Here is a 26311-nt window from a genome sequence, read left to right on the forward strand (position 1 = left end):
CCATCTCTCGACCTCCCTTTCCTGACTTGGACCACTTGTCATGCAAAACATCCATAAGATCAAACAAGACATGTGCGACATCGGTCGCCGCATCTACAACCGTCAATTCGCGGCGGCCAACGACGGCAACATCACCGTCCGCGTCAGCGACAACGAAGTCCTCTGCACACCGACCATGCACTGCAAAGGCTATTTGACGCCGGACGATATCTCGATGATCGACATGACCGGCAAGCAAATCGCTGGTCGCAAGAAACGCAGCAGCGAAGCGTTGTTGCACTTGGAAATCTACAAGCAACGTGCCGACATCAAATCCGTCGTTCACTGCCACCCACCGCACGCGACTGCGTTTGCGATCGCTCGCGAGCCCATTCCACAGTGCATCTTGCCCGAGGTCGAAGTCTTCCTCGGCGACGTGCCGATCACCAAGTACGAAACACCTGGCGGACAAGCCTTCGCTGACACAATCATTCCTTTCGTTGAAAAAACGAACGTCATGATCCTGGCCAACCACGGCACCGTTTCGTACGGCGAATCGGTGGAACGAGCCTACTGGTGGACTGAGATCCTGGACTCGTACTGCCGCATGCTGTTGCTCGCCAAACAACTGGGCAATGTGTCGTACTTGGACGAAACCAAGTCACGAGAGTTGCTGGAACTGAAGGACAAATGGGGATTCAAAGACCCACGCAACACGTCCGAGTTCGAAGACTGCGACATCTGTGCCAACGACATCTTCCGTGACTCATGGAAAGACTCGGGCGTCGAGCGTCGTGCCTTCGCACCACCACCACCGATCAAGACATCCAGTTCGGCATCGGCTGCACCTGCTGGTGTGGACGAAGAGCAGCTCGTGAAGCTGATCACCAACGAAGTCATGCGTCAGATGAAAGCGTCAAGCTAGCTCACCAGGTAGCCGGATTCGCCAGAATTCGGATTCCTAGCGGTAGGGCGCGAGCCCTCCGGTACCGCACCGGGCGGCTCGCGCCGCTCCGCTAACACCACACAAACCATCCCCCACATCCAACTCAACTGATCCCATGAAAGTTTCCATCATTGGTGCCGGCGGCCTCGTCGGATCTTGTGCCGCTTACGCGTTGCAGTGCGGCGGCTTGGCTCGCGAAATCGCGTTGCTCGACGTCAACGTTGAAACCGCCGTGGGTCACGCGTTGGATTTGCAACACGGTTCGCCAAGCGTCGCGGATCAAACGATCGTGGGCGGTGGTTACGAGCACATCCCGGACAGCGACATCATCTGCATCACCGCAGGCCTGCGTCGTAAACCCGATGAGTCACGTTTGGACTTGATCAACCGCAACACCGACCTGTTTGTCCAAATCCTTCGCGACGTGAAGGCCGCCGGGCCGAAGCAATCCGCGATCGTGTTGGTCGTCAGCAACCCCGTCGACATCCTGACGTACGTTGCCGCAGGCATGCTGGGATTGCCAACCAAGCAAGTCATCGGTTTGGGAACGCAGCTCGACACCATCCGATTCTGCTCGCTGATCGCGGAAGAACTCAAGGCACCACCAACGCAAACGAAAGCGTTGATCTTGGGCGAGCACGGCGACTCGATGGTTCCCATCTGGAGCAGTGCCGCGATCGGAAGTTTGCCACTCGATAAATTCCCAGGCTGGAACCCGGCTCTCGCCAACCAGCTGTTCACTCGGACACGCGGCAGCGGTGCCGAAGTCATCAAACGCAAAGGCGGAGCGGGCTTTGCCGTCGGCATTGCCATCCGCGATGTGATCGACGCCGTGATCCTCGACCGCAAGTGCTTGCTGCCCGTCAGCAGCGTGCAATCGGGCTGCTACGGCATCCACGATGTGGCACTCAGCGTCCCCACCGTGGTCGGCCGCACCGGTGTCGTCGATCAACTCGAGATCGACCTCTGGCCCAAAGAAGTCCAGGGACTCCGAGCCAGCGGCGCCGCCCTCCGCAAAACCCTCGACACCGTCCTGCCACGGATCAAGTAGCCGGATCGCCAGAATTCGGAGGTCCACTCACTCGAGCGTCTGAATTCTGGCGAAGACGACGACGGCCCCATCCGGGGCGACATCGTGATGTGCACCACCGGTCTCGGGGCTTCCGCCCCGAGCTACCAACGGCGGCCCCGTCCGGGGCGGTTGTGCATGCATGACTCCGGAGGAGTCGGCGTTCTTAGCTCGGGGTGTCAGCCCCGAGAAAACAAACCCACCCCCATCCGATCGCCCCGGACCGGGCCGTCGAAACCGAGCGTCCTTCTCGGCAATGACGGGGGCATTGTGCGTCTCCGTGGTCCGGTTGATTTTGGCCGTTGGCCAAACTCAACCGTTCATCACTCCCAAACGTATCGTTCGTCAAACGCCGACGACGGCCCCATCCGGGGCGACGTTTTGATTTTCACCACCGGTCTCGGGGCTTCCGCCCCGAGCTACCGACGGCGGCCCCGTCCGGGGCGGTTGTGCATGCATGACTCCGGAGGAGTCCGCGTTCTTAGCTCGGGGTGTCAGCCCCGAGAAAACAAAACCAACCCCATCCGATCGCCCCGGACGGGGCCGTCGAAACGGAACACCGGGGCTCTTGGCGTATCGCCCTATTCTCCAACGGACGCACCACTCAGGGCGTCAGCCGATGAAATGCCAATCCGCTGAGCAACTTGGGATAGAAGTAGGTGCTCTTCGCCGGCATGCGTTCGTGATTCAGGCTGATCTGCTCGATGTCAGAGACCGTGGCGGGCATGACCAGCGCCGCGAAAGTGTAATCCCCATCGCCTTCTGACTCCGCAGCTTGTGACTCACCTTTCAAACCAGCGACGACGTCCGCGACGTCGTGAATATAGGTTGGCTTGGGATGTCCAGACTCTCCCAGGCAGTCCTCCAACACCAACTTGTGCAACAAGCTGACGCCCAGCGATCGCCAGGTCTCACTCTGGTCGCCGGCAATCTCCGCCATCCGAGCCATCGCGTTCTCATTCGCGTTGACCATGACCCAGGTCTCATCGCCAACGGCATACAACGCCATCAAGCTTTGACGATCCGCCAACTGAATTCGTGTCCAGGCGTCGTCTGCCGCGGACAAACCACCGCTGAGCGTTTCACAATTGAACCCATTCCCGAGTCGCTTGATCAACTCTTCGGAACGCATCGGACGGATGCCGCGAATCAGCCGGTGAGTTGGCAACACGACCAGCCCCGGATCGTTCATCCCAACCAACATCGTCATCACAAAGTTCACCGGATGATCCGGGGCGATCCCACCGGCCTGCTCCGCCACGAAGTCTCGGTAGTCACACGCGGTTTCATAGCGATGGTGCCCGTCCGCCACAAACATCGGCTTGTCCGCTAGCAATTGACTGGCCTTCGTGACAGCATCGGGATCAGTAATCGGCCAAACGGTGTGAACCACGCCCGCATCGTCAGTGGCTTCGATCGGCGTGACATCGGCCTTGGCAGCTTCCAAGCATTCAATGACCGCGTTGTCATTGTCGGGGTACAAACCAAAGATCGGGCTGTTGTTCTGCTCCGTTGCCTTCATCAGCTTCAGACGATCCACCTTCGCCTTGGGGTGAGTCTCCTCGTGCGGATGGATGTTGCCTTTGCCAAACGGCTCCAAGCGAACTCGCCCCATGAATCCGCGCCGCGTCACCGATTCTTGGTCACCACTCTCGCCAGAAATCGCAAACGTTTGATGATAGAGATAGAACCCCGGTTCGTCGTCCTGCTTCAGCACACCTTCGCTGATCCACTGTTGGACGAAACCCGCGGCACGTGAGTAAGTCTCGTCAATCTCATCACCAGGTTCCTCGCGATTCAAGATCACGCGGATCACATTGGACGGGTGCCGCTTGTAGAGCACTTCCTGGTACTCAGCATCGATGACGTCATAAGGCGGTGCGACAACCTCGGAAAGCGACCGAATGTGATCGAGGTTGTAACGCAACGCGGCAAAGGGTGTGACTTCCGGCACGTCAGGCTCCAACGCAGAACAACGTTTCTAAGCAGGTAAGCAGGCGTCACTTGGCATTGGAACTGTTTTGGCGAACGCCACGGTTCTCACGTACATTCGGGGCGAACGCCCAAACGGCTCACATGATTTCTCCAGATCGTCCCTGCCAACCTGCTTCGTTCAAGTCGATTTGCAAACAATCGCGGCGTGGACATCACGCCACCAAGTCTCCGATCACATCAACAACCCAGCCGTTTCTGGCAATCCAAACATCACATTCATGTTTTGAACCGCGGCACCACTGGCGCCCTTGGTCAGGTTGTCGATGGCACAGACAATGACAGCTCGCTTGCCCGAAGGACGCACCGAAATCTGAACTTGGTTGGTCCCGGCGACATACTTCGTCGCGGGCAAGTGATCGACCACATGGACACAGGGTTGGTCTGCGTAAGTGTCTCGCAACAAGCTCATCATGGCACGAACCGCGTCCTCCACCGAGCCAGCCTTGCCCGCTGGCTTCACATAGATGGTCGACAAAATGCCGCGATCCATCGGAGTCAGGTGCGGTGTGAACATCACTTCGATCGCAGCACCCGCGATCCGTTCGACGAGGTCCGCGATCTCGGGTGCGTGGCGGTGAGTTCCCACCGCGTAAGCGGAGATCGATTCGTTGGTCTCACAGTAAAGGGTTCCGAGTTTCGGCGAACGACCGGCTCCTGAAACGCCGGATTTGCTGTCGACGATGATGTCCTCGGTTTCAATCAATCCCGCCTTCACAAGCGGGGCCAGCGGCATGATTGCGGAGGTGGGATAGCACCCCGGGTTGGCGACGATGTCAGCGCTGCGAATTTCGTCGGCGAAGAACTCCGGCATGCCGTAAACGACGTTGCCGATTCGTTCCGGCCATGGGTGTTTGACACCGTACCAGTGCTCGTAAGTTTCCAAACTGGACAGCCGAAAATCGGCGCTGAAGTCAATGACTCGCATCCCAGCACCGGCCAATTGCTTCACGCTTTCCGCAGAAGCCCCATGAGGCAAGCAGCACATCGCCACATCGGCCGACTTCGCGATCACGTCGGCATCGAGCGGTTGCAGGGTCACGTCGCAACGTCCCGCCAGCATCGGATGAATTTCCGAAAGTGGCTTGCCCTCGTCTTGGCGACTGGTCGCGATCACCAGCTCTGCACTGGGATGCGTGAGCAGCAACCGGGCGACTTCCAACGCGGTGTAACCGGTCGATCCAATGAGAGCGACGCGAAGATCAGATGATGACATGATGCAACTAAGAAGGCTTCCAATTGAAAAGGGTTCACCCAGTGGCGAACAATCTCCCACCGGTGTTGTCGCTTTTTCCGCCGTGATCGGCAACCACGCCCAATTCAACTCACGCGTTCTTGGAACCCAACGAGGGAAACACCAAGCGCCCTGCGAACTGCCGAGCCATCTCAAGCACCGAGTTCAAATCATCTTTTTCAAAGTAGCCCGCCACGTTCTTGTCGTAAGCCAACGCGATGTCACGTTGATGACGCGAAGTCGTCACAACGAACACTGCCAACCGTTTCAGAGAATCGTCGCGACGAACCTCCGTCAAAAATTCATGCCCGTTCAAACCAGGCATGTTCAGATCGAGGAACGCCAAGACCCCCACATCGTCGCTTTCGCTCACGATACTGCGTAGTTTCTTCAGTGCTTCACCGCCATCGGAGGCATGCACCAACTCGCAATCCACCTGATTGCGTTTGACCGCGCGGCGGAATGCCTCGACGTCCACCGCGTCATCTTCAATCAGAAGAAACGTCGGACGTTTGGCTTCGCAGGAGCTTGAATTGTCGACAAGAGACGATGTCATGTACGCACGTTTACAATGGAGTCTTCAGCGGGACGATCTTTCACTGACTGGTTCACTGATTCAATTTGCTTGGGCCAAGTGAACCAAAAGGTGGTTCCACTTCCCGGGGAGGAATGGAGCCCAATTTCCCCACCATAATGCTCCACATGCTTCTTTGCGATAGCAAGTCCCATGCCACTTCCATCCGAAACATCGGTTGCGACACGCTGGTACATCTGAAACACCTTTTCGTGAAAACGGGCTTCGATCCCAATCCCGTTGTCGGCGACTTCCCAATTGTACCAATCAACATCTTCCCCGCATCGCACTTCAATCCGTCCATCCGCACCTTTGTCGTTGTATTTGACGGCGTTGCTGATCAAATTCAACAGCACTTGCTGCAGTGGAGTCCGCACGGTGTCAAAGACAGGCAAGGTATCCCATGAAATGTCGCAACCATCCAAGTTGTCCGCCATTGCGACGATCGACGTGACCAATTCGTTGGTGTCGACGTGCTCGGGACGAGAATCGACACGCCCGACGCGTGAATAGTTCAGCAAATCGTCGAGCAAACATTCCATGCTGCGGACACGCGTTTGCATGTGTTTCAAATGCTCCTGCGAACTTTCCGGCAAAATGCCTTCACAATCCTCCTGGACCCAACTGGCTAAGTGCTGGATGCCACGCAGGGGCGACTTCAGATCATGAGAAGCAATGTAGGCAAAATTATCCAGTTCGCGATTGGACTCGATCAGCGCCTCCGCTTTCTTCACCAATTCTTGACTGAGTCTCTCGGATCGATCCAACAGCAGCTTGGTTTCTTGGTTTTTGTCGCTGAAAACACGGGCTGCTTTGACCATCTCTGCGATTTCGTCGGTTCGCTCGGTCTCAGTCGAAATCACCATGGTTTCACCGGCGGCCAATCGCCGGAACATTTCCGTCAAACGACTGATCGGACCGATGACGGCCATCGACAAGCTGGTTGCGAGCAGCATGGCCAACAACACCGCCCCCACGGCCGCTCCCACCGCGATGTAGCGAGAACGGCGGAAGGACGCCTCACGGTTGCGTTGGTTCAGGGTCTTTTGCTCCCGAACAAACTCCTTCAGCTTGGACGATTGGTAGCTGAACTCGGCGATTTCCCCCGCCATCACCACGTTGGAGTAAACCATGTAGCCGCGGGTGGCCTGAAACGCGCGCGTGCCGACACGCTGAAATTCAGACAGGCTGGCCAACACCTCCGCGAGGATCCTCTGGACTTCTTCCTGCTGATTGTCGGGAGCTTCCTGCAATTCCAGGCACGCCAAACGAGCCATTTCGAGATCCTGCGTGGCTCGGTCAAAACTCTCCGACTTGGGATGATTGAAGTACTCCAGCAGCGAGCGATGAGCCGACACGTACGCTCCTCGAGCGCCGCCATGCTTGCGAATCTGTTGCTCGTACTTGACCGGATCCTTCATCCACCAAGCACGCAGCTGGTTGAACGCGTCGCGAACCAGCTCCGCCTTCTCTGGCAACTCCTGCTGCACCAATAGAGAACGCAGCTCACGCTCCTCCGCCGCCAATTTCAACTGATCGCTCAAGACGTTCAGGTGGCCTTCCATCTGGACCAAGGTCTCTTCGATCGAGGCATCGGCTCCCTTGGCACGTTCGATCTCCTCTGCCAGTTCCTCCTGCAACGTCAGAGCGGCCCGGTACTGCGCCGAGGCTCCTGTTAACAAATAGCTCTCGCTACGAGATTTCAGCTCCTGGACTTTCCGGTCAATCGATTCGATGACCACCGAAGTGCTCTCCGCTCGCTGGTACTCGGCAAAACTCTTCAACAGTGACGACTGACCACTCACGCCGATCCACGTGCTGAGCACGCACAACGCCACCAAGCACGCACTTGCCAAGTAGATGCGTTGCCGCAGAGTCTGTCGTCCCAGTTGGGTCAGCATCATGATCATCCGGACACGAACTCATTCCAGTGCCGAAGGCTGGCCTCGTAGGACTTCATCACAGTGTTCCAGACCGCAATGTTGCAAAATCGTTTTTCGTAGGAGCCGCCGTCTCGAGCCTGACCTTCCTTGACCACCACTCGCCCGGTTGTGCCCTGAAGATCCGTGGTGGCAGGTTTCCCCTCGTACCAGTAGTCCCACTCGGCTTCACTGAGTTCTTCGCGAGACCGTTGCGGGTTGGAAATGTAATAACCTTGACGAGCGATGAAGGCGCCTGGCCACCCCGACAACCACCAGTTCATGTATTCATAGGCGGCGTCTTTGACCGAGCCTGAGGTTCTGGACGACAGACACATCACGCCATGCCAAGCACGATAACCTTCCTTGGGGGATGCGTTGACGCATTCAATTCCACGCCCCCTCAACTCAAACACAGCCGGTGAGAACATGCTTTCAATCACCACTTCCCCACGGCTCATCAACCCCACCGAGGACGGAACGCTGCTCCACACGCCACGAAAGTGCCCACTGCGTCGGTAGTCTTCCAAAATCTGAAACAGGGTTTCCAATTCGGCTTCGCTGAGATTGCCAATGTCACCAAACTCAGCCAACCCTTTGGCTTGAACGGCCATCGCCAAGTCAAACAAACCGATGGTGGGTTCATTGACGATCGCAACCTTTCCCGCCCAGCGGTCATCAAGCAACCACGCCCACGATTCTGTCTCGTAGGGAATCCCCCGCGGGACGAACGAAGCGTCATAACCAAACGAATCAACGTTGTGCACATACGGCAGAAAACTGATTTGCTCGGTTGACTGGCCGCCCAGAGTTCCATCGGGCTGGATGAACAGCAGTTCATTGGGTGCGTCGCCCGCACCAATCTTGGCCTCAGGGGTCAACCGTCCGACACGCGTCAGCGGGTTGATCTCATCCCAGTACCGAATCCGGGTGCGATCGATGGGCTGGATCGCACCAGCCTGCCACAGCACCCGAATGCTATTGGACCATTGCTCATACAGATCAAACGATTCAGGCCGCGTCGAAGCCCGGTGAAGCACTTCCGCACTGCCTCCTGGCGTGAACTCCAACTGGATGCCCAGGTCGGCTTCCGCACGCACACGAAGATCTTCCTGCAGGGTCACATGGGTCCCAAGAACCCGAACCACCGGTTTACCGGACACATGAATCGCCGGTGCAGAAAAGACATCAGATGCCTTCACAGGCTTCGCCCCGGCGACAGCCACCGTTGCCAACGTCGCGCCGAGCAATTCGCGTCGATTGAGATTCATGACAGCTGACGGTGGATGGAAGAGCGTTGGCAGGAGCGGCGGGAGGCATCTTCAAATTTGAACCGCGTGAATGCATTCAAACATACGGCGCAAAAAGAAAACGGGCGTTTGAAGCAGATCAAACGCCCGTCCCATGTGTCAACTGTTCAATGCTCTCACGCTCAACATGAGCGTGCCTTCGCTCCTTCAATCAGGCCAAGCCGACGCCGCACTGGCGTCGAAGGGGCCCCCGAAGGAGTTGACCACTTCCAAACGAGCAATCGGATGCGTGAACAGCCGATTGAACTCGCTCAAAATTTCCCTGAACTATTCCGAGTCGGAAGTCGGGATCAACGGACCAGCCGCTCCCAAACCGCCCTTCAGGTCGCCTTCGTCCATCGGAGTCGGCATGCCCGACTCGGCGGCTTCGGCAGCAGCAGCGGTCTTCTCTTGCTCCTCGCTCCAGTCGACTCGCTTGAGCGACAGACCGATTTTGCGTTCGTCGGTGTCGACACGAAGCACTTTGACTTCGATCGGATCGCCAACCTTGACCACTTCTTCGGGGTCCTCGACTTTGTGCTCGGCCAATTCGCTGATGTGCAGCAAACCTTCCAAGCCGTCTTCGAGTCCGATGAAGACACCGAAGTTGGTGATCTTCGTGACTTCACCCTTGACCAATTGGCCGGGCTGGTACTTGTCTGGAATGTCGCCATCCCAAGGGTCGTTGTCGAGTTGCTTCAGCCCCAAGGCGATCCGGCGGCGTTGTTCGTCGACGCTGAGGATCCGGCATTCGATCTCTTGGCCCTTCTCCAGCACTTCGCTCGGGTGAGCGATCTTGCGGGTCCAGGACATGTCGCTGACGTGCAACAGACCGTCGATACCTTCTTCCAGCTCGATGAACGCACCGTAGTTGGTGAGGTTGCGAACCTTGCCCTTGACGTCTTTGCCTTCGGGATAACGCTCGAGGACTTCGTCCCAAGGGTTTTTCAGCGTTTGCTTCATACCCAGTGACAATTGCTGGCCTTCCGGATCGACACCCAAGATCATGACATCGATCTTGTCGCCGATGTTGACCAATTCGCTGGGGTGATTGACCCGTTTGGTCCAGCTCATTTCGCTGATGTGAACCAAGCCTTCGATGCCTGGCTCCAGCTTCACGAACGCACCGTAGCTCATCACGTTGACGACTTCGCCAGGATGAACCGATTCGACCGGGTACTTGGTCTCGATGTTTTCCCAAGGGTTGCGGTCTTTTTGCTTCAGACCCAAAGCAATTTTTTGCTTTTCGCGGTCGATGTGCAGGACCTTGACTTCGATCTCTTGGTCGATCGACAGCATTTCGGTTGGGTGACCGATTCGTTCCCACGCCATGTCGGTGATGTGAAGCAAACCGTCGATGCCGCCGAGGTCGACGAACGCACCGAAGTCGGCGATGTTCTTGACAATCCCCTTGCGGATCTGGCCGACTTCCAGCTCTTGCATCAAGTAAGCGCGATCTTCTTCACGCTGACGCTCGATCAAGCTGCGGCGGCTGATGACGATGTTGCGACGCGTGTCGTCGATCTTGAGCACTTCGGCTTGGACCACACGACCGATGAAGTCGCCGATGTCGCCAGGACGACGAATGTCGACTTGCGAACCAGGCAGGAAGACGTTGACGCCGATGTCGACGAGCAAGCCACCTTTGATTTTGCGAATCACGGTACCGGTGACCACTTGGCCCTCGGCAACCGTTTCCATCATCGCTTCCCATTCGATGATCTTCTCGGCTTTTCGCTTGGACAGCGAAATCATGCCGTAAGGATCGTCGGCAGCACCGAGCTCATCCTCCATCTCTTCAATCAGGACTTTGACCGTGTCGCCGATCTTTGGCGGGTCCTCTTCAGGCCCCCACTCATCCAGTCCGACCGTGCCTTCACTTTTGAAGCCGACGTCGACGAGAGCCCACTCGTCGTTCAGTTCAACAATTCGTCCGTCAACGATTTTGCCAGAGTTGTAATCTTGCTGCTCAGCAGCAATCGCGTCGAGAAGCCATTCTTCGGCCTCGTCCTCCGGGGCAAGCAGCGCCAAATCGTTGAGGATGTCGTCGTCTTCGAGGGAGCGGATGAGGTTGCGGTTAACCATAAAAACGTTACCGATGGTGAAATCGTATCGATCGGGCTCCGGCAAATCACCCGTCGATCCGTCACCTGGGTTGGTGGAGTGGATTGTCAAACTACAGCCGGAAAAGGGCGTCCAGCGGACTTGCCGCGGCGCCTAGCCGAGAAGCCTACCAAAGTCGGAAATTGGTCACAATGCGTTTGTTGGTCTGGACACCCCGCCCGCGAATGTTTTACAGGCGACGAACGTGAGGCATGACACGTGAACTGAGACCCGTGAACGGATCGCTGCCACCCACCACCGGAATTCCCGGCTCCTCCGGCGACGTGAATTCACAGACTCCAACCCACCCAATTGAGATATGAACCTGAATTTTTTCGACTGGCTCCGTGACGGAGTTCGCCAATCGGTCATCTTGGGCGTCAGCGACGCGGTCGAGCAAATCGGCACGCCGGACGAAACGTCTGAGATCAACCCGCAAGTCGCTGCGTTGCTGCAAGAACCCACGGCGGACAAACAAGCCCTGCCCGCCAAAAAGGGCGCCCGCCCGACCGGCCGCAAAGCCGCCCCAAGAAAGCGTCTGGGCAAGTCCCTGCAGGAATTGAACCCGCCGTCCAAGTGATCTGGCCCGCGAGAGGCACAGCTGCTGCCGAATCCTCGCCGCTGCCGCATCACTGCTGAAAAATCGTTGCACGCTGGCCTTCCCAGGCCGGCGAAGCCTTCTGAGTGAGCTGCAAAACCAAACTGGCACCCGCAAACCGGCGACAAGCCGAACGCCTCCGGCAGACTCACGCGGTGGCGCCTTTCCGGGCAAAACGGGGTAGAATCAGAGCCGAATGTTCGTTCTTCACGGAGAACCATCCTTCTTGCCTTCTTCTTTGCGAGACCACGCCCGATGTCAACAGGACGGATCACGATCCAAGACATCGCCAACCGTGCCGATGTCTCCAAGAGCACGGTTTCGCGAGTCCTCAACAGCCCCCTAATCGTCCAGGCCGACAAACGCGAACGCGTGCTGGCAACGATGGCAGAACTGGGGTACCAACCCAACCAAGTCGCTCGATCGCTGGCCGGCGGCAGGTCGATGACAATCGGAATCGTGACCCAAAACATCGGCACACCGTTCTACGATTCTGTCGTGCAAGGCGTGATTCGAGGCCTCAATGGCACCGGTTTTTCACCGCTCGTGGGTGACGCGATGCTGAAACAAGAATCGTTCCTCGGCGCCGCCCACACACTGCTCGGGCGCAATGTCGATGGCCTGATCCTGATCGCAGGCGATATCCCATCGGAAAAGATTGAGGAACTGTGCGAGGAAAAGCCCACTTTGGTCGTGGCTCGCGAAATGCCCGCGTGGACCGGCGCGATCATCGCCACCAACAACTTTCAAATCGGTGCCAATGCGACGCAAACGTTGATCGACCACGGGCACCGCGAGATCGTTCATATCGCTGGACCGGTGGATCACATCGACGCGATCGGCCGACTCGCCGGATTCCGATCGGCGATGAAAAACGCGGGATTGACCGTGACCGACGACCACATCGTTCACGGCGACTTCCATGCTGAATCCGCCGCGACCGCCATTCAGACGCTGGCAGATCGCCACGTTTCCTACAGCGCGATCTTTGCGGCGAACGACCTGATGGCATTCGGGGCTCGCCTGGCCCTGCACCGTCGCCAAATCTCCGTGCCAGAACAAGTCTCCCTGATCGGCGTCGATGACCAGCCCGAATCGCAATGGACGGTGCCGCCATTGACCACCGTTCGCCAACCCGGCAAAGAAATGGGACAAGCCGCCGCCACCGCCATCATCGCCATGATCAACGGCAACGAACCAGAACTGCCCACGCTCGGCGGCGAAGTCGTGCTTCGCGAATCAGTCCAACCGTTCGCGCTGACAATCGAAACGTAGTGCTGAGTCACCGCAACCAAACCCACTCCCCACCGTTCGCGTCACGCACCCCCAAAACAACCACCAGCGGTCTGTCACAGCTAAAAGTTCGGGTTGACCGTAGTGGACGAGGCGACGAGTCCTTGGATTTGACGCCAGTTCAGGACTCGTCGACTCCCCTAAGAATAAGTCGTGACAACCACCAGCCACGCAAACATTTGGGGACAAGTGTTCTACTCTGAAGCACCGTCAAAACAGCCACTTCTCCAGGTGCATCATCCACACCAGCACCAGCATCAACAACGTGACCAGCGACACGGTCATGCGAGTCGCCCACTTGTGCCCTGATTCAACTCGCAACCCCCGAGCGTAGAGCACAAACGACGTTCCGATCATGATCGTCAGCACATTGACGCACACCAAGATCAGCGGACCAAACACCGGCCAACCACGCTCGCTCGACTCCCAGACATTGAACGAAGCCTGCAAGCCCGCGGTCGAAATCGGCGGAACCAGCGCCGCCGCAATCGCAGCCCCCGCCAAGGCCGATGACAGGTGGCTGCGAGTGCGTGCGTAGGAAGCCGCCATCCCGCCCACCAAGCCCACACAAAAATCCAGCGGCGACGGATTGCATCGGCCCCACATCTCATCGGTCACAACCGGGTGATGCACCAAACGGACCAACAACCCGAACAGGAAGCTCGATCCAAACGCCCCAGCGAATCCGATCCCAATCGAAAGCATCGAACGCCGGAACAACGGGCGGTTGCCGTGAGCCAGCGACAACCCCGCGCCCATGATCGGGGTCATCAAAGGCGCGATCAACATCGCCCCGATGATCACCGCCGCTGAATTCTGCAGCAATCCAAACGCGGCCAACATCGCTGCCGCTGAGATCAACCCGAGAAACTCCAAACTCGGCTCGGAGCCTTCCTCCAGCGTGCGAGCCAATTCCAACCGCGCTTCGCGATCCATCGGCTCGGCAACGTGACTGGCCCAGTACCGAACCCCCGCCGACAACGACTGATTCCAGCTTTCCTTCTGGCTCACCAAAGCAACCGACGACCGACCGGCCTGGCCCAGCAACGCACGAGCAACCTTGTAATGCGACTCCGCCGATGGCTTCGAACCAAACGGAACCCAGATCAAATCGCCTGGGTCGCAACGCTGACGTTCCAAATCCAACGCTTTCGTGATCGCCCGAGCTTCCCGGTCCGCCAAGTCCGACTTGCTGCCATCGGATGACTCATGCGATTCGCCTTCAGCTCCCAACCAGTCGTGTTCCAACTGCAAGGCGGGATCCACGCCCAGCAAACGTCGCGAAATCCAGCGGGTCACCTTGATCGACGCATCGTCGATCGAAAACACATGCTTGGCCGAGTCAGGTGGCGGCCCCTTCACGCTCAACCAAACCGACTTGATCGGACACCGATCGAACAAGGTCGCCTGAAACCGATCGTCATCGACATCGTCCACCATCAGCAACAATCGCGAATCCCACTTGGACAACCGAGCCGAAATTGCCTCGACGTCGGACTCCACCCGCTCGACGCGGCCAACCACGCAGTGCGCCGGGGAATCACTCGCGTCCGACAGGATGCTTCCCAGCTCTTTTTGACTGCGCAGTTCCAATGTGCGGTGGTCCATCCCCAACACCAACACGTCGGCTTGCATCTTCATCGATTCCGCAAACCGGCGTAGCCATGGCAATCCATCCGCCAACTGTTTCTGCGAACCGACCAGCAGCGTGACGCTCATGCCCGCTGCTTCAACAAACTGGCGGCGGCTTCGTCCACGACAAACGTGACGTGCGGATGACGCTGCAAAAACGACGCTGGCATGTCGGGCGTGACCGGCCCACGAACCGCCCGTTCAACCGCCTCGGCCTTCGATTCACCGGTCGCAATCAACACAATCGCGCGAGCTTCCAAAATCGTCGCGATGCCCATCGTGAGCGCCAACCGAGGAACTTCCTCTGCCGAGGCAAAGAACCTCGCGTTGGCATCAATGGTTTCGCCGGCCAAATCGACCACTCGCGTCCGACTCGCTTCCGTCGCGCCCGGTTCGTTGAACCCGATGTGCCCGTTCGCCCCCAGTCCCAGCAACTGCAAATCGATGCCGCCAGACGCTGCAATCAAGGCTTCGTATTGCTGGCCTGCTTCCTGCAGGTCCGCCGCCATGCCGTCGGGCAAATGCGTTTGCTCGAGATTGAACCCCGCCGGATCAAACAACCGCGAACGCATGTACGCGTGGTAGCTCTGAGGATGCTCGGGGCTCAAGCCGACGTACTCATCCAAGTTGAACGTGGTCACATCCGAGAACGACAGGTGCCCGGCCTGAACCTTCTCGACCAGCAATTCATACGCTCGCTCGGGAGTCCCACCGGTGGCCAATCCCAACACGCTCGCCGATTTCCGACGCACCTGCTCAACGATCCAGCCTGCGACTCGAGTGGAAGCCGATTCGTGATCCGGAACAATTTCTAACTCAATCAATTTTCTTCACCTGGTTCTTCGATTGGTATTCTTCAACTGGGACGTTAAGCAGGTCGGCAGGAGTCTTTCGGCATTTGGACTGTTTCGGTAAGCGTCGTTGCTCCCAGGTACAACCGGGGCTAACGCCAAAACGGCTCACATGATTGTGCCCGATCAATCCTGCCGACCTGCTTAGGAGATCACTTCGGCACGCCCCTTTATAACGAAAAGACGCCCGCCCTCCGATGACACACCGGATGACTGAATGAGCAAACCGACGCAGAACCCAAGAATTCGATATGGTCCCTCGCTCACCGGCTTGTTGATTCTGTTGTAGGTTGGCCACTCTTGGCCGACTTCTTCGTTGTAGGTTGGCCACTCCTGGCCGACATCCACCACTCGGACGGGCAAGAGTGCCCCATCCTACAGGCGTTCAAGCGTCGTTGACGACGAGATCAACCGGCTGTCTCGCATCGGGTTGTGATTCCCATTCCATTCGCATGGAAAAGAATCAAACAATGCCCCACGCGACGCTTGGCCCAGGCGAACTGACGGACGAACCATCCCTGCCTTCACACCCACTGCTTCTCTGTTTCTGCCACGGCGTCGATCAACCATCGCCGCATCGAGTCATCCGGCAGACCACGCAAACGGTCACGAACCCACGCGGGCACAAACACACGAACTCGTTTGACATGATTGTCAAACTGCCGGTTGGCCAACACAGAGGCCACGGGTGAAACGTCGCCCAACGTGGCAACCTCTCCCGACCGGAGCATGATGTCGATGTTGATGTCGACCTCCAATTTGACGGGCGGCGCGTCGATCAAAACCAACTCGGGTTCGACCACGCCATCAATCGCTTCGCCAATGGACGCTGCCAAGGGCCGCGAACACGATGCGAGCCACCAATGCGGGCGGCGGGCCAGCATCTGATGCATGTCCTCACCGGACTCGACGTTGAATTCCGCCGCTCGTTTGAGCAACGTTCGATTGGCCCCGAACAGCCCCTCGACCAACGTCTGAACCGCACCACCTCGTTGATTCGCGGCCTCGACCAATCGGCTGACCCAAGCTGCCTCGCCCAAATCCATCCATTCGGCGAAGTCGACCGACTCTCCCGCGGTGGGTTGTTGCAATTCATGAACTGCTCGCTGCAGCATCGCGGTGGCGGAACGAACGGTGTGATGCCAGTAGACTTCGCTGAACATCACATAACGCCCGAACACCATCATCTCTGCCGCCGTGCGTCCCTTCTCATGAATGGCGAGCTTGGGCCGATCCGGGTGCCGAACCATCGAGGCAATGATTCGCATCGGATCGAAGTTGCGTCCGTAGGGCACGCCAGCATGCAAACTGTCTCGCTGCAAATAATCCAATTTGTCGACGTCGATCGGGCCACTCAAACAGCTCGCGTAAAAAGCGATCTGGTCAGACGGGGCCACCTCCGTGAATTGCTCGCTCTTCTTGGGACACAGAATCGCCATCACGTCATCGGCGGTGCAGTCCCAATCCGCCGCCAACGTTTTCGCGATGGGCCCTGACCGCAACATCGCATCGACGCGTTCCTCATGACGCGGCATCCCGGCCTGGCCCATGTCTTCGATCGGGTGGCAAAACGGCCAGTGCCCCGCGTCATGCACCAACGAAGCCACGATAAATGCCTCCGCCGCTCGCAAGTCATCGTTCGTTGGTTCGGCGACAGTGGACTCGTTGACCTGATTCAGGACTCGCAACGACCATGCGTAAACGCCCAATGAATGCTCGAGTCGAGTGTGCATGGCGCCGGGATACACCATCGAGACCAATCCCAACTGGCTGATCGAGGCCAGCCTCCTCAGGGGGGCCGTGTCAATCAAACGCTGCACGCGAGGCGTGACCGGGACATCCATCGCGGGCGGGATCCGTAATCGAGACGGGCCGCGATCCATCAGACGAACTTCAGGCAACGGAATCACGCGGAAACCCTCCGCAGGAACACGAACGCAGCGATTTTCGTGAACATGGCCTCCCCTGATGACCAGAGTGCAGCGAGGTTCGCAAGCCTTCCGGTCGACGCACCGATTGCCAACCCAAACATCAAACGATGGTCAATTCGGCACAACCGGCAGGTTTCGCCCAGGCCGCGCAAGAAGACTCCGACCAAGCGGCGGACTCGATCGAGCAAGTCAGAATCGGCACGGCGGAGTACATCTGGCCGAAGGCCTCCTCCAATTCTTCGTCTTCGAAATCCGGAAGCAGTTCGCGCCGGCTTCCGGGTTCGCCAGCCAACTTCACCCCGGCAACCAAAGCCAGCAAAATGACCAGCACAAAATACATCCCGGAATGAGCCAACCCGTTGATGAATTCCAATTCAAACGCCGCGACCGAGACAAATGCTCCCAGCACCAACATCACCGAAAACACGATCCCGGCGGTCGTCCAAGACATCTCATTCGCGTGATCAAGCTCCAACACGTAAGCGGGCAGGAACGCGTAAACCAGCCAAATCGCGGCAAAAACGGCGGAACAAATCAGGACTCGGTTGCGAAGTTCGACGCCCGTGTATGGCTCCAATTCCGCGTCGTAGACAAAGCTGTATCCCGTTCGCACAATCGGCGGTGCCAGCAACAGAATGCCCAGAATCTGAGCCCAAAATGGCGCCCCGCCCATCGCGAAGCGGAACCCGAGAGCCAGAAACAGCATCCCACACATCACCCCCGCCGCGATGTAGAGGTGCCGCCGCGTGAAATCGGTGTCCTTGCGAGTGATCGGCTTGAGAACACTCTGCCCTTTGGAATCCTTGGGCCCGTCATTTTCGGGCGAGTGGATCGTGACCGCTTCGGATGCGTCAGGGACCCGGATCGTCTTTTTGCACGCCGGACACGGCCCCTGCTTGCCAGCAAATTTGTCGCTGACCTGGAACCGTTTCAGACAATTGGGACAAGTGACTTGAATCGGCATGGGGGGCTGCAAACCAGTCGAATCGGAGCGGGATGATCAGTCGGCAACGCACATTGTGATGGCCGAACTCGAGGAGGGTTTGGGTTGTAGCGAGAGCTTAACAGAAAATGAATCCGTTTACGCCAGCGCTCACGGGATCGCGGATCCACAATTCAAGGACGAGACTATTCTGCATCGCATCCGCGGGAAATTGCTCCTCCACCCGCTCCGCATGCTATGGATTGAGTAGCTTCCCACGCCACCGCTTCGAAGCCCCCTCGGGGGCCACCAAAAGTTGCAGCGGGGGACGCGAATTTGATCCAGCAAGCTAAAATGGACTTGAGCCAGTTGCCATCGAAGTCGCGCAATGCGTGCAGTCCGAACAGGGCACACCAACTGTGGCAACTTTGAACACTTGACGACGATCCAGTTGTGAATGAATCCGGTTAGGGGACGAATTCACATTGGCTGAACTTTCCGGCCCGCCGGCGGTGACAATGAAACAAGTGTCACCCACGTGGACGAAGTCCGCGCCGACTCAACCAAATGCCCCTCAACCCGCTCATCGCAACCCACCGCGTCACAGACTGGCGACTTTGTCCACTTTCGATTCGTCACGTAAGCCGTTTGGGCGTTAGCCCCGGTTACTGTATGTGAGCCGTTCGGGCGTTAGCCCCGGTTTCCGTATGTGAGCCGTTTGGGCGTTAGCCCCGGTTTCTGCGGTGTTGGAACTGAGGCGAACGCCTCAACAGCTCAATCAATCAACCCGCCGCGTCAGCCAGGCGGACCGTCCGGCCGTCGACACCCCGTTTCCCTTCGTTCGCACCTGCGGCCCTTTTCACTTTTCAACCATGTCCCAAAAAATCTTCGTCGCTGGTCACCGAGGCATGGTCGGATCGGCCATCCTCCGCCGATTCGCCGAGCGAGAAGACCTGCAAGTGATCACGCGGACTCGTTCCGAACTGGACCTCTGCAACCAAGCCGCGGTCAACGAGTTCTTCCAATCCGAACGCCCCGACACCGTGATTTTCGCGGCCGCCAAGGTCGGCGGGATCCACGCCAACGCCACTTATCCGGCGGATTTTGCCTACGACAACACCATGATGGCGGCCAACGCCATCCACGCCGCCTTCCAAACCAAGGTGTCTCGGTTCCTGTTTCTCGGCAGCACCTGCATCTACCCCCGGATGGCTCCCCAGCCCATCCAAGAAGACTCCTTGCTGACCAGTCCCCTGGAAACGACCAACGAGGCCTACGCCCTGGCCAAGATCCTGGGTTTGAAGCTCTGCCAGTACTACCGTCAACAACACGGGGCACTGTTCCACAGTGCGATGCCAACCAACCTGTACGGTCCCGGCGACAACTACCACCCCGACAATTCGCACGTGATCCCCGGCTTGATTCGTCGCTTCGATGCCGCTGCGCAAGAAAAGGCCGACTCGGTCACCGTCTGGGGCAGCGGGAAACCACGACGAGAGTTCTTGCACGTGGATGACCTGGCCGCCGCCATCGAACACCTGATCGGGCTGTCGGATCCACCCGACTGGGTCAACGTCGGCACCGGCGTCGACCTGACGATCGCCGACCTGGCTCAAAAGATCGCCCAGGCCACGGGATTTGAAGGCCAGATTCTTCAAGACGCCAGCAAACCCGACGGAACCCCCGTCAAATGCACCGACATCCGCCGCATCCGCACGACCGGCTGGGCACCCACCATCAACCTCGACGAAGGCCTCGTGCAGACCGTCGCTGACTACCGAGAACGCACTCAAACCGGCGCCGTCCGCTCGGTCTAGTCTGCCCCCGTAGCCGGATTCGCCAGAATTCGGACCAGCTACCTGTGGGATAGGCTTGCAGCCTGCCATACCGCAACAACTGAGTCCCTGAGTCCCCTCTCCCGTTGAGGAGAGGACTAGGGTGAGGGTCTGCACTCGCCAACCTGAGTCCCTGGGCTCTTTTCCAGGACAGACTAGAAGCCAATCAGACTGTTGATTCAGTACGTTTCGCAGACTGAGCGATCAGCCGACGGGCGCTAGCCCACGGTTACCAGAGACGAACCGGACGCGATCGCGTTCCGGCCTGTTGATTGACTCGAGTTCACAACCCGACGCGTGAGCGAGGGATCCTCAGGCTCGTTGCAATGGCACGCGATCCCTCGCTCACGCTTCGGGTTAGGATCAAACCTACGGGCCGGTCAGCGAGCCGCCCCGAACCCATCGCTCACACAGCGGGTTACCAAGCAAGGCCAACTCGTCCTTGTGGCACTAGAAGTGCCTCTCCCACTTTTCCCAACTGCAGCCGCCCTCCTTCTCTTCATGTCATCTGACTTCACTTCACGGATTCAAAATCATAGCGCCACGATCGGCGTTATTGGACTCGGATATGTCGGCCTGCCCCTGGCACTCGCCTACGCCGCCGGCGGCTTCAAAACCGTTGGCTTCGACATCGATGACAAGAAGACCTCGTCCATCAACGGTAGCCAAAGCTACATCAAACACATTTCGGCGGACTCCATCGCCACAGCGATCCAGTCCGGCCATCTCGCCGCCACGACTGACTTCAGCCAAATCCGTGAAGTCGACGCGATCATCCTGTGTGTCCCCACGCCGCTGGACGAACACTTTGAACCCGACCTCTCCTATGTGGTGAGCACGATCGAATCGATCACGCCGCACCTGCGGGCAGGTCAAACGATCAGCCTCGAAAGCACGACTTACCCTGGCACCACCGCCGAAGAACTGGTCACCCGTGTTGAAGCCGCTGGGCTGACCGTTGGCACCGACGTTTATGTCGTCTACTCGCCCGAACGGGAAGACCCCGGCAACCCCGATTTCGCCGCCACCAACATTCCCAAAGTCGTCGGTGGCCACACCCCGGCGTGCCTCGTGGCGGGCGTCTCGCTATACGGCAGCGTGTTTGACCAAGTCGTCCCGGTCAGCAGCACCCAAGTTGCCGAACTGACCAAACTCCTCGAAAACATTTACCGCAGCGTTAACATCGGGTTGGTCAACGAACTGAAACTCGTCGCCGATGAAATGGGCATCGATATCTGGGAAGTCATCCAAGCCGCCAGCACCAAACCCTTTGGCTTCAAAGCCTTTTATCCCGGACCTGGACTGGGCGGCCACTGCATCCCAATCGACCCGTTCTACCTGACCTGGAAAGCCCGCGAATTCGGGGTGCACACGCGGTTCATCGAACTGGCCGGCGAGATCAACCGAGCGATGCCCACCCACATCGTCCGTCGCTGTGCGGACGCCTTGAACCAACACAAAAAAGCTCTCAACGGCAGCAAAGTACTGCTGATCGGACTGGCCTACAAACCCAACGTCGACGACGACCGAGAATCACCCTCCTACGAACTCCTGGATCGCCTGACCGCGCAGGGCGCCGACGTCGACTATCACGATCCCTACGTGCCCGTCATTCGCCCCTCACGAGAACACTCGCACTGGGCCGGCAAACCCAGCGTGTCGTGGGACCAAGCAACGATACAAAAATACGATCTCATCCTGATATCCACCTGGCACGATTGCCTCGACATCCACGAACTCGCCCAGTGGTCGAAATTCATCGTCGACACCCGCAACGCCACTGCAAAACTGCCACCCGAACTGCAATCCAAAGTCCTCAAGGCCTAGCCCCGTGGGAGAGGCCTCTCCCGTAGCCGGATTCGTCAAGAATCCGATCCCCTCTCCCGCACCGGGAGAGGGCTAGGGTGAGGGCCTTTCCCAGCCCGTAGCCGGATTCGCCAAGAATTCGGACCTGAGCCCCTGAGCCCCTGAGCCCCTGAGCCCCTGAGTCCCTGTGGCCCTGTGGCCCTGAGATACTTTTCCTCCCCCATGCCCACCGCACTCATCACCGGCATCACCGGCCAAGACGGCTCGTACCTGACCGAGCAACTGCTCGACCAAGGCTACACGGTGCACGGCTTGGTCAGGCGGACCAGCAACACGGTTCGATCACGACTCGACCCGTTGTTCCATAACAAGGACGTCTACAACAAGAACCTTTTCCTGCACTACGCAGACCTCGACGACACCACGACGATCCGACGAATCCTCGTCAAAACCCAACCCGACGAGCTGTACCATCTGGCAGGTCAAAGTCACGTCGGAGCCAGCTTTGACATTCCCGAATCGACGTGCCAGTTCACCGCCATGGGCACGCTCAAGATCCTCGAGATCCTTCGCGACCTCGAGAAACAACCGCGGTTCCTGCACATCAGCAGCAGCGAGATCTTCGGCCGCCCCGACGAATCCCCTCAGAACGAACACACGCCGATGCGACCGGTCACGCCCTACGGCGTCGCCAAGACCTTCGCGACCCAGATGGTCCAGCTCTACCGAGAATCATTTGGCTTATTTGCCTGCAACGCGATTTGCTACAACCACGAATCACCGCGACGGGGCGAATCCTTTGTCACTCGCAAGATCACCAAGGCGGCCGCGGAAATCTCTCTGGGACTGAGCGACGAGATCGTGCTCGGTTCCCTGGATGGACGCCGTGACTGGGGCAGTGCCCCCGAATACACCACCGCGATGCACCTGATGCTGCAACAAGACGCACCGGACGACTATGTCTTGGCAACCGGGCAAACACACAGCGTCGAAGAGTTCCTCGACGCCGCGTTCCGAAGCGTCGGCCTCGACTACCAAGACCACCTCCAACAAAACCCCAAGTACATGCGACCGGCAGAAGTCACCCGCTTGGTCGGCGACCCAACCCACGCCAAAAAACAACTTGGCTGGACCCCCGCGACAACCGCGCTCGACCTCGCCAAACAAATGACCGCCGCCGACGTTGAATCGCTGAAGCGATTGGCCGCTAGCAGTTAGCCCGGAATGATCGGGACGAACGATGTGAGCCGTTTGGGCGTTAGCGCCGGTTGCATCCCCCCCGTAGCCGGATTCGCCAAGAATCCGGACTGCCCTCGTAGCCGGATTCGCCAAGAATTCGGACCTGAATCCACCGCCCCAACCTGCGACCAAACCTCACTTTGGCCCTGAACCCCTGTGTCCCCTTCCACTCCCCGCCGCCTCCTCATCACCGGCGGCGCCGGCTTCATCGGCAGCAACCTCGTCCGCATGGCCCTGGCAGGCGGCCACCAAGTCCTCAACGTCGACGCCCTCACCTACGCCGGCAACCTGGCGTCGTTGTCAGAAATCGAATCCAACCCCAACTACCAATTCACACAAGTCGACATCACCGACGCCGCTGCAGTTGACGCCGCCATCACCGACTACCAGCCCGATGCGATCATGCACTTGGCCGCCGAGAGCCACGTCGATCGCAGCATCGATGGCCCCGGCCAATTCATCCAAACCAACGTCATCGGCACCTTCAACCTGTTGCAATCCAGCCTCAAACACTACCGATCGCTCGAAGGCGATGCCAAAGACCGTTTCCGATTCCTGCACGTCTCCACCGACGAAGTCTACGGCAGCCTCGGCAAGACTGGGCTGTTCACCGAAACCACACCTTACGATCCCCACTCGCCCTACTCTGCCAGCAAAGCATCCTCGGACCACCTCGCCCGAGCCTGGCAGGACACGTACGGTTTGCCCGTCCTGGTCACCAACTGCAGCAACAACTACGGCCCGTATCAGTTCCCCGAAAAGCTGATTCCCGTCGTGATCCTCAAATGCCTGCGAGGCGAACCGATCCCCGTCTACGGCAAAGGCGAAAACATCCGCGACTGGCTGTACGTCGAAGACCATTGTCGAGCCCTGCTCACAGTCATTGAGAAGGGCACACCCGGCGAGACCTACAACATCGGCGGCAACAACGAGCAACGCAACATCGACCTCGTCCACCTTATCTGCAACCTAATGGACGAGCTTTGCCCAAGGGCAAAGAGCAGCGAGTCACGAGCAACGAGCAACGAGAAAGAGCAGCACACCGACTCGCCTCTCGCTACTAGCAACTCGCAACTTCCGTCCAGACACTCGCAACTCATCACCTTCGTCACCGACCGTCCCGGCCACGACCTCCGATACGCGATCGACGCCAGCAAAGTCAAACAAGAATTGGGCTGGGAACCACAAGAAAACCTCGTAAGCGGTTTCCGCAAAACCGTCCAGTGGTACCTCGACAACCAAACCTGGTGGACGAAACTTCTCGCCACCAGCGAGATCCACCCATAGTGCCCCCCCTTTCAAGCAAGTCAAAAAAGTGAGCCACGGCACGGCCCCGCAATAGCAGCCTCTCATCCCATTCAATGCTCAGACTCGGATCGCCCCGATTTCCTTCGCCCCACGACAACCGTCGGTGTGCGAAACCCCGTTATGAAACTGGAGAACCCCGTTCACCAGCAGTGGCTCATGACAGTGAACGAAAAAAAAATTAGAAAATCCGCAATGCCGATCGTCGTTTGGTGGGGAAGCCCATGCCGAGCAATCATGCCGGTGTTCCGGGAACTAGCTCGAACTTGGAACGCTCCGATCAAGGTGATCGCATGCAACGCCCTTTCAAGTTCTCGGCAATCGATGGGATGGAACCTGCCCGACCTGGGCCGAGCCGAACTCGTAACGTTCAAAGACGGCTTATCCCCCGCGCAGGCCAGCGAGATCGTCAAGGACAACACCGATTCGTTCCATCTCGTCGGAAGCTACCAAAAAGCCGTGCCGTCGATCGAGTCATCCATTCACTCCTGCATTGAAGCTTCCATTCCGTTTGGAGTGTTGAGCGAGGCTCCGCTGAACATGCTGCACGGACCGATGCGGCCTATCAAAGAACTCTATTTAACAAAACTGCTCCCCAAAAGAGTCAAAGCAACGATTCAGCATGCCAGATTCATTGCAAATTTATCTGGGAGCGACAAAAGCAGCTTGGCCCAACTTGGCTGGCCCGCGAGTAAAATACATCCCTTCGGATACTACCCTGAGCTTGATTACCAACAGAACGAACGAGAACCAATCCCCACTGATATCATTTGCCTCGGTCTCCAAGACCACTTCAAGGGTGCAGACATCCTCTTGAGAGCGGTTGCGATCGCAAAGCGGGACGGCAACAGCTACAACGTCACCATCACCGGCGACGGGAAACGCAAGAAAAAACTGGAGTCCCTTGCCCGCTCATTGCGGATCGACAGGCAAATAGATTTCAGCGGCCTGGTTTCGCGTGAGGAACTGGAACGGCGTTGGCGCGGCGCACGAATCCTGGTGGCCCCGGGGAGATACGAACCCTGGGGAATCCGGGTCAACGAGTCTATCCTCAAAGGCGTTCCAGTGGTATGCAGCAACGGACTCGGAGCTTCCGAGCTTGTGGATGAAAGCGGGGCCGGACTCGTCTTCGCAACAGGAGACACTAAAGACCTTGCCAAATGCATTACCACCCTTCTGAGAAACGAAGAATCGCGTCTGGAATGTCACCGCCGTGCGTTAAACTATTCAACCCAAATATCGCCAAACGCCGCAGCTGAGCGTCTCAAAACGATTGTATTAGAAGCGATCGAATCAATGAATCAAGCGTCCTGTTGAACACAACATTGTCCCAAGCAAACGGCCTTGGGAACGCTTCAACAGTTGGTTCTTCGAGAAATTGAGCGGCATGCTTCGAGCCGATCACCGCCTTTCAACCTCGCGCCAAGGTGTTGGACTGTTCAAGGGGTCAACTCCTGCATCCAATGATTCGGCAGACAGACTCTCGACATGGCCCCTCCCAACCACCGGGAAGAACGGACGCAAGCTCTCCGGGGACGCACCTTGGGAAGGGATATCCTGGCCAAAGCGATCCAATGATGAGATCGACACACATGTGATCCGGCAGGGTCCCTCTCCCCTAAGCACCACCTGTATCGTCATTTTCAAGTCACCTAGAATGCAATCCGACCCCATGCCCTTCTTTTCATGGATGAAACTCGGCATCGACTCCAACTTGCGCACTAAGAAACACTACCCCAACAGTCCCAAAAACAAACGGCATGCCGCAGGCTAGCTCGCCTCACGCCCCGCCCT

Annotated in this window: 20 protein-coding genes; 9 read left to right on the forward strand and 11 right to left on the reverse strand. The window is 58.0% G+C overall.

The annotated features are described in order from the left end of the window. The first annotated feature begins 40 nt into the window (after positions 1-40). Together RISK_RS20900 and RISK_RS20905 are read left to right on the forward strand one after the other, a co-directional pair. Positions 41-904, forward strand: coding sequence for a class II aldolase/adducin family protein (locus RISK_RS20900; RefSeq protein WP_047816260.1), 864 nt, complete (start codon positions 41-43; stop codon positions 902-904). Between the two features lie 136 nt (positions 905-1040). After that, positions 1041-1976: a lactate/malate dehydrogenase family protein gene (locus RISK_RS20905; RefSeq protein ID WP_047816261.1), complete on the forward strand. Its 936-nt coding sequence runs from the start codon at positions 1041-1043 to the stop codon at positions 1974-1976. Between the two features lie 622 nt (positions 1977-2598). Here the strand turns inward: RISK_RS20905 and RISK_RS20910 are convergent. The 6 genes from RISK_RS20910 to RISK_RS20935 all read right to left on the reverse strand — a co-directional run bounded on the left by RISK_RS20910 (position 2599) and on the right by RISK_RS20935 (position 11087). Beyond that, entirely contained in the window at positions 2599-3948 is a 1350-nt protein-coding gene (locus RISK_RS20910) for a DUF1015 domain-containing protein (protein ID WP_047816318.1), read from the reverse strand. A gap of 213 nt (positions 3949-4161) precedes the next feature. After that, complete coding sequence (argC, locus tag RISK_RS20915; RefSeq protein ID WP_047816319.1) at positions 4162-5202, reverse strand: N-acetyl-gamma-glutamyl-phosphate reductase; 1041 nt, start codon at positions 5200-5202, stop codon at positions 4162-4164. Positions 5203-5311: 109 nt separating this feature from the next. Then, positions 5312-5776 (reverse strand): response regulator, encoded by a 465-nt coding sequence (locus RISK_RS20920; protein ID WP_047816262.1) that lies wholly within the window; start codon positions 5774-5776, stop codon positions 5312-5314. Next, complete coding sequence (locus tag RISK_RS20925) at positions 5773-7698, reverse strand: sensor histidine kinase (protein ID WP_236696530.1); 1926 nt, start codon at positions 7696-7698, stop codon at positions 5773-5775. The genes RISK_RS20920 and RISK_RS20925 overlap by 4 nt, the downstream gene beginning before the upstream one ends. A gap of 2 nt (positions 7699-7700) precedes the next feature. Then, entirely contained in the window at positions 7701-8984 is a 1284-nt protein-coding gene (locus tag RISK_RS20930; protein ID WP_047816264.1) for an ABC transporter substrate-binding protein, read from the reverse strand. Between the two features lie 306 nt (positions 8985-9290). Beyond that, positions 9291-11087 carry a 30S ribosomal protein S1 gene (locus RISK_RS20935; protein WP_047816320.1) on the reverse strand — a complete coding sequence of 599 codons (1797 nt, stop codon included), beginning with the start codon at positions 11085-11087 and terminating at the stop codon, positions 9291-9293. A 337-nt stretch (positions 11088-11424) separates the two neighbouring features. On the opposite strand from RISK_RS20935, the gene RISK_RS20940 reads away from it, so the two are divergent. Together RISK_RS20940 and RISK_RS20945 are read left to right on the forward strand one after the other, a co-directional pair. Next, on the forward strand, positions 11425-11685 hold the full coding sequence (locus tag RISK_RS20940; protein ID WP_047816265.1) for a hypothetical protein: 261 nt from the start codon (positions 11425-11427) through the stop codon (positions 11683-11685). A gap of 273 nt (positions 11686-11958) precedes the next feature. After that, positions 11959-12978: a LacI family DNA-binding transcriptional regulator gene (locus RISK_RS20945; protein ID WP_047816266.1), complete on the forward strand. Its 1020-nt coding sequence runs from the start codon at positions 11959-11961 to the stop codon at positions 12976-12978. Between the two features lie 228 nt (positions 12979-13206). Here the strand turns inward: RISK_RS20945 and RISK_RS20950 are convergent, their stop codons facing one another. From RISK_RS20950 to RISK_RS20965, 5 genes are all read right to left on the reverse strand, one after another. Continuing rightward, on the reverse strand, positions 13207-14715 hold the full coding sequence (locus RISK_RS20950) for a DUF389 domain-containing protein (protein WP_047816267.1): 1509 nt from the start codon (positions 14713-14715) through the stop codon (positions 13207-13209). Continuing rightward, positions 14712-15452 (reverse strand): glucosamine-6-phosphate deaminase, encoded by a 741-nt coding sequence (nagB, locus tag RISK_RS20955; protein ID WP_047816268.1) that lies wholly within the window; start codon positions 15450-15452, stop codon positions 14712-14714. The genes RISK_RS20950 and nagB overlap by 4 nt, the downstream gene beginning before the upstream one ends. A 171-nt stretch (positions 15453-15623) precedes the next feature. Beyond that, positions 15624-15842 (reverse strand): hypothetical protein, encoded by a 219-nt coding sequence (locus RISK_RS31810; protein ID WP_150122653.1) that lies wholly within the window; start codon positions 15840-15842, stop codon positions 15624-15626. A gap of 161 nt (positions 15843-16003) precedes the next feature. Continuing rightward, the gene (locus RISK_RS20960; protein ID WP_390173957.1) at positions 16004-17362 is read right to left on the reverse strand and encodes an HD domain-containing protein; all 1359 of its coding nucleotides are present in this window, start codon (positions 17360-17362) and stop codon (positions 16004-16006) included. A 148-nt stretch (positions 17363-17510) separates the two neighbouring features. Continuing rightward, the gene (locus tag RISK_RS20965; RefSeq protein WP_236696532.1) at positions 17511-18374 is read right to left on the reverse strand and encodes a hypothetical protein; all 864 of its coding nucleotides are present in this window, start codon (positions 18372-18374) and stop codon (positions 17511-17513) included. 830 nt (positions 18375-19204) lie between these two features. On the opposite strand from RISK_RS20965, the gene RISK_RS20975 reads away from it, so the two are divergent. The 5 genes from RISK_RS20975 to RISK_RS20995 all read left to right on the forward strand — a co-directional run bounded on the left by RISK_RS20975 (position 19205) and on the right by RISK_RS20995 (position 25834). Further along, positions 19205-20149: a GDP-L-fucose synthase family protein gene (locus RISK_RS20975; RefSeq protein WP_047816323.1), complete on the forward strand. Its 945-nt coding sequence runs from the start codon at positions 19205-19207 to the stop codon at positions 20147-20149. Positions 20150-20668: 519 nt separating this feature from the next. Continuing rightward, on the forward strand, positions 20669-21994 hold the full coding sequence (locus tag RISK_RS20980; protein WP_173442711.1) for a nucleotide sugar dehydrogenase: 1326 nt from the start codon (positions 20669-20671) through the stop codon (positions 21992-21994). A gap of 201 nt (positions 21995-22195) precedes the next feature. Then, on the forward strand, positions 22196-23191 hold the full coding sequence (locus tag RISK_RS20985) for a GDP-mannose 4,6-dehydratase (protein WP_047816270.1): 996 nt from the start codon (positions 22196-22198) through the stop codon (positions 23189-23191). A gap of 249 nt (positions 23192-23440) precedes the next feature. Further along, the gene (gene rfbB, locus RISK_RS20990; protein WP_047816325.1) at positions 23441-24499 is read left to right on the forward strand and encodes a dTDP-glucose 4,6-dehydratase; all 1059 of its coding nucleotides are present in this window, start codon (positions 23441-23443) and stop codon (positions 24497-24499) included. A 141-nt stretch (positions 24500-24640) separates the two neighbouring features. Next, positions 24641-25834: a glycosyltransferase gene (locus RISK_RS20995; protein WP_083435086.1), complete on the forward strand. Its 1194-nt coding sequence runs from the start codon at positions 24641-24643 to the stop codon at positions 25832-25834. The last annotated feature ends 477 nt before the right edge of the window (positions 25835-26311 follow it).

The organism is Rhodopirellula islandica, from assembly GCF_001027925.1.
Lineage (GTDB): Bacteria > Planctomycetota > Planctomycetia > Pirellulales > Pirellulaceae > Rhodopirellula > Rhodopirellula islandica.